The 13178-nt window shown below is 55.8% G+C and carries 11 protein-coding genes and 1 pseudogene; 3 read left to right on the forward strand and 9 right to left on the reverse strand.

Features of this window, described 5'->3' with window-relative positions:
• Window positions 1–77: 77 nt before the first annotated feature.
• The 9 genes and pseudogenes from FJ414_RS30845 to FJ414_RS30885 all read right to left on the reverse strand — a co-directional run.
• Window positions 78–200, reverse strand: a pseudogene (locus FJ414_RS30845) (transposase); the annotation flags it as partial.
• Window positions 201–393: 193 nt separating this feature from the next.
• Entirely contained in the window at window positions 394–1359 is a 966-nt protein-coding gene (locus tag FJ414_RS30850) for a hypothetical protein (protein WP_140648125.1), read from the reverse strand.
• Window positions 1360–1588: 229 nt separating this feature from the next.
• Complete coding sequence (locus FJ414_RS30855) at window positions 1589–2461, reverse strand: HNH endonuclease (RefSeq protein ID WP_140648126.1); 873 nt, start codon at window positions 2459–2461, stop codon at window positions 1589–1591.
• Window positions 2451–4058 carry an ATP-binding protein gene (locus tag FJ414_RS30860; protein WP_140648127.1) on the reverse strand — a complete coding sequence of 536 codons (1608 nt, stop codon included), beginning with the start codon at window positions 4056–4058 and terminating at the stop codon, window positions 2451–2453. The genes FJ414_RS30855 and FJ414_RS30860 overlap by 11 nt, the downstream gene beginning before the upstream one ends.
• Before the next feature lie 8 nt (window positions 4059–4066).
• Entirely contained in the window at window positions 4067–4486 is a 420-nt protein-coding gene (locus FJ414_RS30865) for an EcoRII N-terminal effector-binding domain-containing protein (RefSeq protein WP_140648128.1), read from the reverse strand.
• Entirely contained in the window at window positions 4483–6384 is a 1902-nt protein-coding gene (locus tag FJ414_RS30870) for a DEAD/DEAH box helicase (RefSeq protein WP_140648129.1), read from the reverse strand. Before FJ414_RS30870 ends, FJ414_RS30865 begins: the two co-directional genes overlap by 4 nt.
• Window positions 6381–6875, reverse strand: a complete 495-nt coding sequence (locus tag FJ414_RS30875) for a very short patch repair endonuclease (protein WP_348640030.1) — start codon at window positions 6873–6875, stop codon at window positions 6381–6383. The genes FJ414_RS30870 and FJ414_RS30875 overlap by 4 nt, the downstream gene beginning before the upstream one ends.
• Entirely contained in the window at window positions 6829–8067 is a 1239-nt protein-coding gene (dcm, locus tag FJ414_RS30880; RefSeq protein WP_140648130.1) for a DNA (cytosine-5-)-methyltransferase, read from the reverse strand. The genes FJ414_RS30875 and dcm overlap by 47 nt, the downstream gene beginning before the upstream one ends.
• A gap of 138 nt (window positions 8068–8205) precedes the next feature.
• Window positions 8206–10233 (reverse strand): hypothetical protein, encoded by a 2028-nt coding sequence (locus FJ414_RS30885; RefSeq protein WP_140648131.1) that lies wholly within the window; start codon window positions 10231–10233, stop codon window positions 8206–8208.
• A 1451-nt stretch (window positions 10234–11684) separates the two neighbouring features.
• Here FJ414_RS30885 and FJ414_RS30890 point away from each other — a divergent pair.
• From FJ414_RS30890 to FJ414_RS31630, 3 genes are all read left to right on the forward strand, one after another.
• A complete protein-coding gene (locus tag FJ414_RS30890) occupies window positions 11685–11933 on the forward strand; it encodes a hypothetical protein (RefSeq protein ID WP_210239692.1) in 249 nt (82 codons plus the stop codon).
• A gap of 234 nt (window positions 11934–12167) precedes the next feature.
• Complete coding sequence (locus FJ414_RS30895; RefSeq protein WP_140648132.1) at window positions 12168–12746, forward strand: hypothetical protein; 579 nt, start codon at window positions 12168–12170, stop codon at window positions 12744–12746.
• A gap of 26 nt (window positions 12747–12772) precedes the next feature.
• Window positions 12773–12919 (forward strand): hypothetical protein, encoded by a 147-nt coding sequence (locus FJ414_RS31630; protein WP_181181759.1) that lies wholly within the window; start codon window positions 12773–12775, stop codon window positions 12917–12919.
• Window positions 12920–13178: the final 259 nt, after the last annotated feature.

The raw sequence follows: 13178 nt of genomic DNA on the forward strand, positions 1-13178 counted from the left end.
CTCCGATCCCAATACAGGATCGGCAACCTCACAGATCGCGATCATTCCCGAAAGGTGGCCCGGAAACATCGCTTACGTTTGATCTTGGCGAAGGCTTGCTCGATCGGGTTGAGATCAGGCGAGTATGGCGGCAGGAACCAGAGCTTTGCGCCGGCCGCTCTTATGGCTTGGCGAATGGCTGCGGATTTGTGGCTGCCGACGCCTGTGGTCGATCTGTGCCTGACCTCGAATTGCATCACCTCAACTATCGCCATCTCGGACATGAGCGCGACGAGGACTTGCAAGTCCTTTGCCGTCCCTGTCACCAATTGGCGGACATTGAGCGGATTGAAGGCAAATGGGGTTCATGAGCCGCTTTGCCGAACCGCTCGACCGCCGTATCATACACGGTACCTAGTAAGCTAAGCACTTTGCGATCGTGTCGGGCCTATCTTCATCTGGACCTGGAACGCCGACAGTGTCTCTATTCAATGTTTTGTATTCTTCAATCAGCGTCATCATGTATGAGTGGTCCGGCTTACGATACCTGGGATTATATTTCCACTTCTCCATTGCAGTGCAGGTACTGTTTTTAGCCACGCTAGAATCTTTAGCATAGCCGATGCTGCGTATCGGCAAATTGCCGAGTTTGTCCTTTTCGCGCAAAAGAGCCTTGAGCGTCATAGCTGGAATTTTCGACAAATCGCCCGTGCAAAGCATAATGGGGTAAGTCCTCGGGCGATAAATCACATAACGAATTGAACTATAATTTATGTCGTGAGCAAGTCTGTGGAGCACGTTGCTTCCGTTTTTGTCTCTCGTGGGAAAGGTGCCCTTGTCGGCAAGATAGTTGAACACGGCGTGCCATTCTTCATAGCAACCGAGAGCAGCTATTTCGGGCAGCGTTTCCCCGAGTACTGGTGCGTCCATATTGGCCTTGTGCGCATACAGCAACTTAAGGAGATTAACGGGGTCAGCTGTTTTCTCTTTGGGTCTTTCTGCGATCCAGTTGATGTACTCATAAAGGTCGTACATAATGGTCCGCGTCCTTCCAGATGGAAGATTGGGATCCGCGCCAGCATCTAAAATCAGTTTAACGATTTCCTCGTTCGGCTTGTTTACCCAATACAATGCCCAACTGAGGTAAGTTGCGCCATAGTTCAAATTGGGTTCTACATCATTGATAAAAATATAGTCTGACTTAACAAGTCGTCTTACCCCTTCAACATTCCCAGCCCTGATCGCGCTGCGGAGCAAACATTTGTGCTGCTCATAGAGATCGACGATAGGGCAGCTGCCCGCAGCTAGTGATGCATTTGAAACACATCCAAATGAGATGAGAAACGGGACTAGAAGAACTCGCCAACAACTTGCACGCATTGTTATCCTCCTCAGAGTCGGCGACGTAGGAACACACCACTCCCGCCGTTACGTCAGTGTAACCGCAAAACTTAGGAATGAGAGGGCCTAATTTTGTGACTGAGGGTATTAGCTAACCGGGCCGTTAGCAAACCTCTCCGTTTGCTTTTGCACGGCCTGCTGAAACCGCCAAATGGCTTCCCACGGTAGATGAGGGATGGAGGGGACGGTCGCTCTCGGCAGATCATCCTTAACCAGCGGCGTTTGGGGGCGCGCCAAATCGCTGCTGCATGATTGCCGTGATTGCCTCCACCTTCAGAGGTGGGTCGGTCCTGTGTGCCACACGATGGCAGTTTGGACAAAGCGGAACTAAGTCGTTGAACGGATCAATGACATAGTCTTCTCCCAGTCGCGAGAGCGGGATCGTGTGATGAATATCGATAACCCCCGCAGCAATTGGGCCATATCGTTCCCCAAAATCGACCCCGCAAGCCTTGCAGCGTGTGCCGTGAATGGCTAAAGCCGCCGCCCTGTTGCGACGGTCGCGCTCGTATCGATTGACCAGCATTGGTGCCGCAGCACCTTCGGGAAATCCTAGTGGAAGTTCGTTGCTTTCTGTCTGAACCGCTTCAAGAGGCAGCAACGCCACGATCGCTGCTACAAAACGCTGCGTCCATTCGCTTACAATCTCGAAATCCGAACGCCCTTCATCGATGCCAAGCTCCAGATTTCCGCGATTCAACTGAAGTCTCATCCGGGACCAATCGCGTCCCCAGATGTCAGGAGCATCAAAGGGAATGGAAACCCCGTCCACCTGCCATTCAAATGATGCTCCGCGAAGTGCAAGGTCGCGTACGATGGAACTAAAGGCTGCCCTGCCGTCCTCGTCGGCTTTCGCCATCTCTGCAAGCAGCGGTCGCGCAAACTTCCCTGGGAGAAATTCGATCTTCAGCCGGCGCCAGAGTATGGAAATCCGGATCTCAAAGGTGTGCGCTGGGTCATGCTCCGCCGGGCGCAATGCGATCCACTGATGACGGTCTTCATCAGCACCGCCCTCTGATGAAAGCTGAAGTCCGGCCTCGCCGGAAATCCGCCCGGCAAGTGTGACCGGATCAAGCAACATCCTGCTTGCTTCCCGTTTCGGGTTCCGGGAGGCTCTCTACCAGCTTTCGAAGAATGCGCGAGACTTCAAATCGCATGTCCGCAAAGGATTCCGCGGTCTTGTCGCTCGTCGCGTTGAGTTCAGCGAGGCAAAGCGCCCAGAGCAGTGAATCCATTCCTTGGATGGTTACGCTTTCCTTGAAATTCGGAACATAAACCTTGTGATAATAGGGATGCGCGGTATTCACTTGGACCGCCCGATGTCCGTCAATAAAGGCGGGCTCGAACAGGAGCCCATCGGCAATTTCACCAACGGGCTGAACGTAAACCTCCCCTGGCTTGGCGGCCGTTCCGATCGGAAGAACGAGTGTGAATTTCCCGTTGGGATTGGTGACGATGACCTCGTTTGTGTTCGGATTCTTGACGTTGACAACGGCCCCGCCAACATCGGCCTCTTTGTTGGCGATTGTCCGGTTGGACGCGTCATGGGCGCCCTTGCTAGCCTTTGTGACATCGGCTCTCTGACCGAGGCGGTACCGGCGGTTTGCCTCGCGGCGGGGAGCTGGAAGAAAGCTTTCTTTCAGCCAGTTCCACAAGGCGTCATTCAGGATAATCTGCGATTTCTTGATGTCCAGGTGAAAGGCCTCGTCCAGCCTGTGATCGAATGAAAACTCGACACGAAGGAGCGTGCTGTGCGGCTCCTGCTGAAACATGCCAAGCCAGTCTGCCGAATGGATGAGACGTTCCTGCCGGTAGATATACATACCTTGCCGGTCTGAAGAGAGCCTTGCGGCCTTCGCCATCTCCTCGGTGGGAAATTCTTCACGACGCGGCAGAATGAAAGCGCGCACGGTGAACGGTGCGTCAGGACCCTTCACCGTGATTGTGTCCTGCACCAGCAGTTCCGAGAGACCCTGCTGGAAAGGGTCCCATGCGATAACCGGGTACCCATCGAGCACGATGATGACATTGCGTGCACGTTTATCATTCGGATCGAGAAAACGCTGATAGGTAGCGCCGAGGTGCTCCCGAAGCTGTTCAATCCTCTTTTGCAGGGCCTTTTTGGCCGGCGCGCCTTCAGGAGCCTGATAGTCTTTCATCAGGCGATCGATCTTGGTCCAGAGGACGACGGTGCCGGACTTCTCGGGAGCGATCTTGTTGAGATGCTCCAGCGCTTCGGGGTCAGGGCTGTCTGATAGCAGAAGTTCCCACTTCTTGGCATGCGTGACGTGCTCAAGGTCCCATGTCGCCATCAGAGTCGGATCGGCGCCGTTCTTTCGCGAGATGACGCTCAGGCATTCACAGAATGCCGTAGATGCCGTCTTAAGGCCGAGTCCATATTTACCGAGGCTTGCCGGGTCTGGCCGCTTGGGTGATCCGTATTGCATCGCCTCGAGAAGGCCGGTCCGATCCATCCCAGTGCCGTCATCTGCAATGGAAACCCGGAGCTTTCCGCGAAAATCCATCGTCACGCGTATGTCGACAATGTTCGCCTGGGCAGCGATCGAATTGTCGACGAGGTCCGCAATAGCAGTTTCAAAATTGTAGCCGGTATCGCGCAGACCCGCCATGGTCCGGCCGGGGTCCGGCGGAGAATTGATGTTTTCAACGTGCGACATGCTACCTCTCAGATATCGATAATCCGCCAGCCGGAGCCAAGCTCAAGGACATTTCCGGGAGCGGTGACTGACCGCTCGCGGCGAAAGGATACGGAATATCCGTCGTTTTCGTCATGACTAAGGACAACCTCATCCCCGACCGCCAGACCGGAGTCACGGATATATTTCGTCATCCGCGTGAGACGATACTCATTCCGCGTCTTACCGAAAAGCTTATTGTTGTAGTAAATGAAAGCGAATTCCCAGTTGAGACCATCTGAATCCTGAAAAGTCAGGTGAACGCGCGGGTTGTATTTCTTCGCGTCAAGCGCTGGGAAGAAGGCAAGGAGCTTGCTGTCCCGGGGCACGAGAATGCCAGCCTGATGACCCCCGGTCTCTCCCGTGTCGTTTGCGCTCAAAATCTTGGAAATCGACCGGATGTCGCTCATGCAGTCAATTTCCCACGCAAGGGGGACGATTGCAATGCGGCCAGAATGTCGGCGTAGTCGTTCTCGGCTCCCCGGACGCCCACGATCGCACTCGACGAAATCTGCCGCTTACGCTCGACCCGTGCATTGACCACATCCTCGACCGTGCCGGCACAGAACATTCGTCGAACTGTTACAGGTCGGGTCTGTCCGCGCCGGTGTGCTCGCGCTGAAGCCTGGTCTTCCAGTGCGGGATTCCATTCGAGGTTATAGTGGATGACGTGATTAGCGGCGGTGATGTTCAGCCCGGAGCCGCCCGCTTTGGGATTGAGCACAAGAACCGCGGCTCCCTCGATGCGGGAGAAATGATCGATCAGCGGCTGACGTGCATCGACTTCGAGGCGACCATCCAACGTGTACGCCTCAAGGCGCAGCTGATCTCGGACGGAATGGGCGATTCTGTCGGCCATGCCATTGTACGATGTGAAGACAATCGCCTTTTCACCGGATGCACCGATTTCAGTCAGGATTTCGAGGAGCCGCTGGAATTTTGAGAACTCGACGGTCGGTAGGTCTTCTTCCGAATCCACAAGTGATGGATGGGCGCAGTACTGCCTGAGGCTGGTCAGTGAAACCAGCGTAGCCGCCGCACCGTACTTCTCCACGATTTCCGCTCGGATACGCTCATATTCTGACGCTTCGCTCTCCGTCAGTTCGATGGCCTCCGGAATATCGATACGCTGGGGCAGATCGGTTGCTACATCAGCAACGCGCCGTCGCAGCATCAGCGGCGAAATGACGGGCTCGAGAATTGCAGCACCCTCGGGAGTGTCGTCATACGCTTTCCTGAATGAACCGATGTCGCCGAGATATCCCGGCACCGCAAAATCCATGATCGACCACAGGTCAGTCAGCCGGTTTTCCACTGGTGTGCCTGTCATCGCGAGCCCGACTGCACGCGGAATTTCTTTCAGGCATCGCGTGCGAAGGGCATCCGGATTTTTGATGTTCTGGGCCTCATCAGCGATGATCACACTCCACGCTATCGACTTCAAAAGGGAGAGATCGCGGATGACCGTGTCATACGACGCGATAACCACATTGTAGCCGGAAAGTTCGGCCGGTCTGCCCGTGCGAAGCGACCCGTGATGCTTCAGAACGGCAAGGTCCGGAGCAAACTTTGCGAGTTCGCGTTTCCAGTTCTCGAGTAGCGAGCCTGGGGCGACAACCAGGACATCCTGTAAGGCAGAGCCGGTGCCTGGGTCACGAACTGCACTGATGATCTGTAGGGTCTTTCCAAGCCCCATTTCGTCGGCCAGCAGACCGCCCAGGCGTTCACGCATGATGAAGCGCAGCCAGCGCCAGCCGCCGGCCTGATAATTGTAAAGATTTGCGCGGATGCCGTCCGGAGCCGGTCCGGCCTTCCCGGCCAAGGCAACGGCATCGAGCGCACCCGTCGACATCCTGTCGATTACTGGCCCGTTCCGGAGAGCGGCCTCTCGCAGTCCGAGGACCTCGCGCAGGCTTTTTGGATTTTGTCCCGGACGGACCGAACCTAGCAGACTGCTTAGCTCATCAATGTTTTCGGGAAGCAGGGGATACCAAGTATCTTCAACGATCACGTGACCATGAATAACGGCTTCTGCCGACACCATGAATGTGTGACCGCCCTGCGTGCGGAGTTCGTAAGTCAGGCGGGGCAGTACGCCCTCCGCGGGATCGTTCATCACAATCGAAAGTGATGCCGGGTAGCGCGAAAACGTCAGCGCCGCCGCGGCGCCACTCTTCCCTGCCTGCAAATCGGGCCAAGGGGCATCGTTCTCGATGACGGCACGATAGATCTCATCGGCTGTTACGTCAGCGATGCCCGAGCTTTCCGCGATTTTGAGGAAGCCGTTATCAAGAATCCATTTTCTCACGCGACACCCCGTATCTCGGAACTTCCCGTGGTGCTTTGGATCCAGCGGTGCGTACGTTCAATGGTTTCATTGATGCCAATCCTTGTCGGACCGCGGATTGCGCATTCCCATATCGTGAGGTGCCGCCAGCCCTTGGCAACAAGCTGTGCCCTGACCAATTCGTCGCGTGCACGATTGCGATCGATCTTCGTCTGCCAGAATTCCGGTCGTGTGGATGGAAGTCGGTAGAGATGGCAGTCATGGCCATGCCAGAAGCAGCCATTGATGAAAATGGCGGCCCGCCGTGATGGCAGCGCGATATCAGGCTTGCCTGGAATGCCGGTTGAGTGCAGACGATAACGAAAGCCGCGAGCGTGCAGGGCCTTTCGGATCAGAATTTCGGGTTTCGTATCCTTACCCCTGATGCCGGACATCATCCGGCTTCTGGTTTCCTCGCTTACGATATCAGGCAACGGCTTTCGTCCGTCCTTTCTTGGCTGCTGGCTTTGCATCGCTGACTATCCACGGCATCATGTGTTCGGCGACGGCTTTGACGACGGGAACAGCGACCGCATTTCCAAACTGCCTGTAGGCCTGCGTATCGGAGACGAGTATCTTGAAAGTATCGCCGGGACGCTCAAAGCCCATCAGTCTTGCACATTCGATTGGCGTGAGACGGCGGGGGTTTTTTCGCTTCTGGCGAATTAGAATTTCGGAACCATCCTTATGATAGCGAGCTGAAAGAGTGCGAGCGACATCGCCCGGACCGAAAAGCCCGAAGCCAAACCCGTTTCCCTTCTCGCGGTGCTTTTCCGCGTAAGCTTGAAGATAACTCCACAGATTGTCCGAAAGCGTGTAGCGGTCCGATACCTTGCCTTTCGGGCCAACCAGGACCGCCCCATCAGCTTCCTCTGAACCATCCTCCGGATGAAGAATGGACCCAAGTGTGGGGTTCATGCGCTGAGGGGGAAGGACGAGCGTCGAAAAGTCAAAATCATTCTTATCCCGGAATCCGGCGATAAAGACGCGCTCCCTGTGCTGGGGCACCCAGGAGCGTGCATCAATGACTCTTGTCTGGACGTGGTAGCCAAGATCCTCCTGAAGTGTCTTCATGATCACATCGAAGGTGCGTCCATGATCATGGCTTTTCAGATTCTTTACATTCTCAAGGAGGAAAGCCTTGGGTCGATGATACTGTATCAGCCGTGCAACATCGAAGAACAGCGTTCCCTGCACGTCACACTGAAAGCCGTGGGGCCTCTTAAGCGCGTTCTTCTTTGACACACCTGCCAGTGAGAATGGCTGACAGGGAAATCCAGCCAGTAAGAGATCGTGAGCGGGAACCTCGTCGGCCTCTACCAGCGTGATATCGCCCGCTAGGTCGTGATTGAGATTATAGTTGGCTCGGTAGGTAACCTGGGAGAACCGGTCCCATTCGGAGGTGAATACGCATTCTCCGCCTAGAGGCTCGAACGCTCGGCGAAACCCACCGATGCCGGCGAACAGATCAACAAACGTGAACGACGCCTCTCGCTCTGCCTTCCGCTTACCGGCCATCGTGTGCAGAAGGTCAATTGCGGGCTTTAGCGGCGCAGTTACTCCCTCTTCCCATCTGTACACAGTTCTCTCGGATCTCCCCATCCGGTCGGCCACGTCGCGTCTTGATAAACCCGCGCGTAGGCGGAGATCGGTGAAGGAACTCATTCGGAACCTCGGAGAAAAATGGCTGGCGCTGGGAATCTTTCTGACATTCTGTCACATGAACAAAATGCCAACAACCATGAACTGAGCTTGCTAACCGAATTCGGCCGAAGGCCGGTTCGGCCCCCGAAACGCATTCCGTCACATTATCCCGAGAGCGGCTTTGACGAAGTCAATGGTCTTCGGATTGTAGACGCGCCTGACGCAGTCCGCGTACGTCGCGCCCGCGACAGCTCCGAGTTCGTCCGGGTAAAGGATGTACATTGGACCGACGAGTTCAAGAATCTTGCACGACACCAAATGGTCAAGGATCCGCTGACCCGATCCTTTGGTCATCCGGCCACTCTCGATCTTCCCTTGGTACCTGGCCAGCTCGCCCTTGCTGTGCGAGCGGAAGGCGATGACGAATTTACGAAAGCGCCGAAGCCCCTCGACGATCCGCTGATCGTCGACCGGCGATGGATCAGAAGCAAATGCGGTCCACGGATAACTTCGCACTCCCGGCCATGATGCAGCTAGCGACGCACCCGACCTTACCGTAGGCATTGAGGCGCTGTCCGCACCCACGAAGGTTGCTGCTTCCAGAAAAACAACCTGCTGACCCGTGCGCGAGGGTTCTACAATCAGCCGGTCTGCAGAAATGATCAGGCCTTCGCACTGGATTGAAACCGGTGCGACTAATATTGCTTCCTTCCCTTGGCCGATCTCTACATTGGCTTCAGATGCGGCAATCTCAATATCTTCGATATAGCTGCCGAGCTTAAGCGGTGACGAATAGTCGGTCTCAAATTTCAGCGCACGTGAGCGTTCGTAGCCCTTGGGTGCAAACGTAATTTCCACCTCTGCTCGAAGAGACGGTCCCTCGCCGCCGTCGGCATCCTCAACGAGCAGACTGGCACTGTCACCGAGCGCAAGCCTCGCGCGCAGCGACGCGTACACGATGCCCACATGGTCAGGTGGGAGAAACACGCTCTCGGCCGGATCGAGTACATAGAATTCCGCGAGGAAGGGATTGGCGGCAGCGCCGCGTGCCAGTTCTCTCGCGACAACCTGGTCCGCAATGGCTGGATTTTTCAAGGCATGAGTGGCAATCATGGCCTCGAACACAACGGATGAGGCGCTGTGAAGCGATTTCAGGAACGGGTGTTCGGCCACCCAAGTGTTGAGAGCGTCGGCATAGGTCTGTTCGTCCTTGGGCGTTAGCGCCGGCAGAGCAGGTGCCGGGCAACCATACAACCTCGATGCTAGATGCCCCAGCTGTTCGCTCGGGCTATACAACTGCTCACGCACAGACGCGTTCTCGAATGCTAGCGTGTCAAGCTTCCCGCGCTCGCGTTCGAGAATGGCATTGGCCACGGTGAGAAGCGTTACGGGCTGCTCGCCGCTTTCCAGCCTCGCGACAAGCACGGCGGGATTCTTCTCTGCGTTGACGTGATCTGCAACCGCCTGAAGGACGGGAGCGTAGCCAGCGAAGCGGTCGCCGTCGCCTTTCGTCTGTTCTCGCAGCCTGCCGAGAATAAGTTGCAGCGCTTCGCGTTCCGTTACCGATACCTGCTTCTCCGGCCGTTTCGCCTGCAACGCCGCGACGGCAAATTCAACGGAGGTTTCGAGATCGTAGTAGCCAACCTCAAGAATGGCAGGATCTTGGCCCTTTTCGGCTAGGATCAACCAAGCATCCTGTACGGCTCCAGTCCTGCCAAAGAGCACGACGGGCATTTTTCTGCCTTTCGCGAGCTCGGCCACGTCGCCAAGAAACGCCTCAAAAGCCTCCTGAGTTACGCGAATACGCGCTTCGTCGAGACCGTCGATCAGTAGAGCAACACTGTCAGCCGTCCACGATGGGAAAAGTGCAGCCTTTGCAAGACCGCCGGTAATCGAGTTGCCACCAACCGGCTCGGATTTGGCAAGATCTACGTATACCGCTCCGGTTTCGAATGCGATCTGACGGGCAAGCGTTGACTTGCCCACTGCGCCCGGCGCCGACACGAGAATGACGCCAGAGTTCAACGCGGCATCGCTAGCCCCAAGGTCGCTCGGCGAGAGCGGGGCTTCTTTGAAGCCGGGCAGGCCGGCACTCGGGAAGCTCCAGCCGGCGACCAGCGGGTCGGCTGACCGAGCGGTGCCGGCCAGTCTGGCCCGCCAGAATAGGTCAATTGTGAAATCGATCATGATTCGTGCACGATGAACGTTGGAGGTTACTTCACCGCGATTGGCGGATGATGCAAGCTATTTGAACTCCTACGCTCGACGAAACATGGCCAACCCTTCACAGGTTTCCGAATTTCCGGACCTTGGCGGCAAGTGGACGAAAGCTGCGGGGTTCATGAGCCGTGCATTCCAGGGCACACCTCAGGCTTGGCCGTAGCCTGCCACTTAGCTTCTCGGTGTTCTGTACTCTACTCCGATTGCTGGATAGACAATTCTCTTAGGCATAATGCCGCTGAAGGAGTGGCCCTCATTCATAATGACCCACGGGGCCATGGCCCTTGGCGTCGTTGCGCGAAAGCCGGGAAGGCTTTCGAAGCCCTGCGTATTTTCCAAGTATGGATACACCGCGAACTTCACTATGTCTTCGATCTCTAAATAGTAAGCGACGCGGGAGTGCACGCGCCCGAACGCAATACGCCCACAAGAGACTTTCGTATCGCCTCGCCTCTGTACTATATCGAAGTGATTGTGCGTGTTTACCAGTCGGGCATTAAAATTTGCCGCTTTACCGATGTATGCTATGCGGGGCCTGCCTTGTTGTCTCCAATGCTTTCTCACAAAGGCATAAACGCCACCGTGTCCAGCCCATCCCGCTGGTACTGGAAAAGCGCGGTCGTCGGGGTCCCACACGGTTGGTTCGGACCAAGTGATCGTTGCTAGTTTATAGTAATTGCGGCCGGCGTATCCGGTCACGTCGTGATAGTCTGCACCTAAATCGAGCAACTTCACGGAATGTTCCCCCTACCTATTCGGCTCAGCAGCAAAAAGCAGCCGGCCACCGTGCTCTGAGCTCACACCCTAGGCACTCTTAGGTGCGAGAGGCTGTGCGGGCAAGTAGACGTCGAGGCTCAAGGGCGAGTGAGTCAATCCGTTGGTGACGAAAGCGGAACGGTAACATGCGGCGGCCTAGGACCGGATCATGCGCCTCGATACTGCACAACCCATTTTTTAGCTGGTGCAGTTTCTCCGCTTGCGTCGAAGTCGCTTCCGCAGGTTTTTCTGTTACATTGATGAGTTTTAGTCGTTTACGACGTTATCGGTGGCCAACATGCTTTCCGAGCTACGCAAGTACCGGCTCGGCATCGTTGCCGCCCATCAGTACCTTATCAGTACCTCTACCAACCTGACTCCGATGTTCGGCATGCCATGCGCGGCAACGCGGGCACCATGATATCATCCAGGCTGGGAGCTGAGGATGCGACCTATTTGTCGCGAGAGTTTGGGCAAGGGATTGCCGAACACGACCTAATCAACTTGCCCAATCACAATCTGCCTCAAGCTGGTGATCGATGGCATGCCATCCAAGCCCTTCAGCTCCGAAACCTTGGCACCTAACTGATCCTCTCCCCGGCTCATTCCTTCACCGCCGGGCTCAACGATTGAGCCTGGCGGAACAGAGAAGGAGCATCGAGATGCGTTCTTTACTTTCTGAGTCAGAGCGTATTCGAATCTTGAACGATCAACTGCGCCAGTTGGATGTCGGTGATATCGTCGTCGTCTCCTGCGGATTGGCGGCGCTCGATCGAGAGGTGTGGCCAGAAGTCATTGTTGCAGTTGCGGCCTTCAAGGCTTCGATCAGAACAATGATTCTTATGGGGAGCACGACTGCGCATGGTCGACGTGGGCGGCCTCAGCATCATATGGAAGATCGATTACTTTGACCGGACACTACTGCGCCATGCAGAGGATCCCGCCGACCCTCTCGGGACGCGCCGCGTGATGACTATCATGCTTGAGGAAGAGTACTAATTGATACCAGGCACCCTCGATCGAGGGTGCCGCTTTTTGGTAGCAAAGATCGCGCTCCTTTCGTGTTTCGACCGCACATCTCGCCTTGCGGTCGTCTTCGAGACTGTAATAATGGCAGCAATGGCTGTGCGGACGGGGAGGATACCATGACGCGAATAGCTCCAGCTCCTGTAAGAGAAAATTCCAACTCTAAAAGCTGGATCGTTGGTGCGATTTTCGGAGCTATCACACTACTCGGCCTGTTCACCTTCGCCTATTTGGCTGGAACAAGCGATCAGCAGTTTATTTGCAAGAGTTTCCAGCTTCTCGCAGCCGTCTTTTCACTCGGTGCTTCGCTGACGGCGGTCTTTCTTGGCGGCGCTGCTGCGGCTGAAGGTGGGATCAACGGTGGCTTTTCGATCCGATTTGGCCTGACAGGCGGCGTCGCCGTTCTGGTCATTATGTTTGTCATCTTCTCATATTTTCAACCGACCTGCTCGACGACGTTGAGTGGAGACATTCGCACACGCATAACAAACGCCTTGACCACCATTGGGTCGATCCAGGACAATCTGGGCAACGCCTCAAAGTATGCACAAGCTGCTGCAGATAATTATAGCGATTCAAAGACGTGCGCCCAGCATGGCGGGGAAGCGAAGGGCTTTGTGATGTCGGCGGCCACTGGTACTCAAAGTGTTCAAGCTGATCTCACGCAGGCACTCGGTCAGCTCCCAAAGAGCAACTAGGCCTTCGCGACGGGGCGACGGTGCCGATGGCGATGAACGAGGAAGTCCGCCAAATCGTTGCCATTCTGGACGAGGAGGGGTTTGGTGCCCGCGCCGCTGCCGCGATCGTCTCGATCGCTCCCGGCAGATCGACGCCGAAGGGCGCGAGCCGCGCCCCAGTGAATTCGCAATAGGCCCGCGCCCGCGCTTGGACGACGGTCAGAAAGGGCGTTGGGCGATGGTGAAGTTCGTCCAAAGCCGTCCGTCACGCTGATCGCGGCAATCATCAGAACAGGTCCCATAGCGAAACCAGATTCTGTAGATATATTGTAGATCAGCCGTTTTCCTGAACCTTGTAGGATCGGCTAAGTCTTTGATGCCCTTCCCGAGAGATGGGTGACAGTTCATTCCGGATAGATGGGTTACACTTTCGGCCCTTTGCGAGGAGAGCAA

The organism is Mesorhizobium sp. B3-1-6, assembly GCF_006439555.1.
GTDB lineage: Bacteria > Pseudomonadota > Alphaproteobacteria > Rhizobiales > Rhizobiaceae > Mesorhizobium.

Bases quoted from the DNA above. Each gene is read 5' to 3' on its own strand.
- FJ414_RS30850 (WP_140648125.1), bottom strand. From the start codon at position 1,359: ATGCGTGCAAGTTGTTGGCGAGTTCTTCTAGTCCCGTTTCTCATCTCA.
- FJ414_RS30855 (WP_140648126.1), bottom strand. From the start codon at position 2,461: ATGTTGCTTGATCCGGTCACACTTGCCGGGCGGATTTCCGGCGAGGCC.
- FJ414_RS30860 (WP_140648127.1), bottom strand. From the start codon at position 4,058: ATGTCGCACGTTGAAAACATCAATTCTCCGCCGGACCCCGGCCGGACC.
- FJ414_RS30865 (WP_140648128.1), bottom strand. From the start codon at position 4,486: ATGAGCGACATCCGGTCGATTTCCAAGATTTTGAGCGCAAACGACACG.
- FJ414_RS30875 (WP_348640030.1), bottom strand. From the start codon at position 6,875: ATGCAAAGCCAGCAGCCAAGAAAGGACGGACGAAAGCCGTTGCCTGAT.
- dcm (WP_140648130.1), bottom strand. From the start codon at position 8,067: ATGAGTTCCTTCACCGATCTCCGCCTACGCGCGGGTTTATCAAGACGC.
- FJ414_RS30885 (WP_140648131.1), bottom strand. From the start codon at position 10,233: ATGATCGATTTCACAATTGACCTATTCTGGCGGGCCAGACTGGCCGGC.
- FJ414_RS30890 (WP_210239692.1), top strand. From the start codon at position 11,685: ATGCGTTCTTTACTTTCTGAGTCAGAGCGTATTCGAATCTTGAACGAT.
- FJ414_RS30895 (WP_140648132.1), top strand. From the start codon at position 12,168: ATGACGCGAATAGCTCCAGCTCCTGTAAGAGAAAATTCCAACTCTAAA.
- FJ414_RS31630 (WP_181181759.1), top strand. From the start codon at position 12,773: ATGGCGATGAACGAGGAAGTCCGCCAAATCGTTGCCATTCTGGACGAG.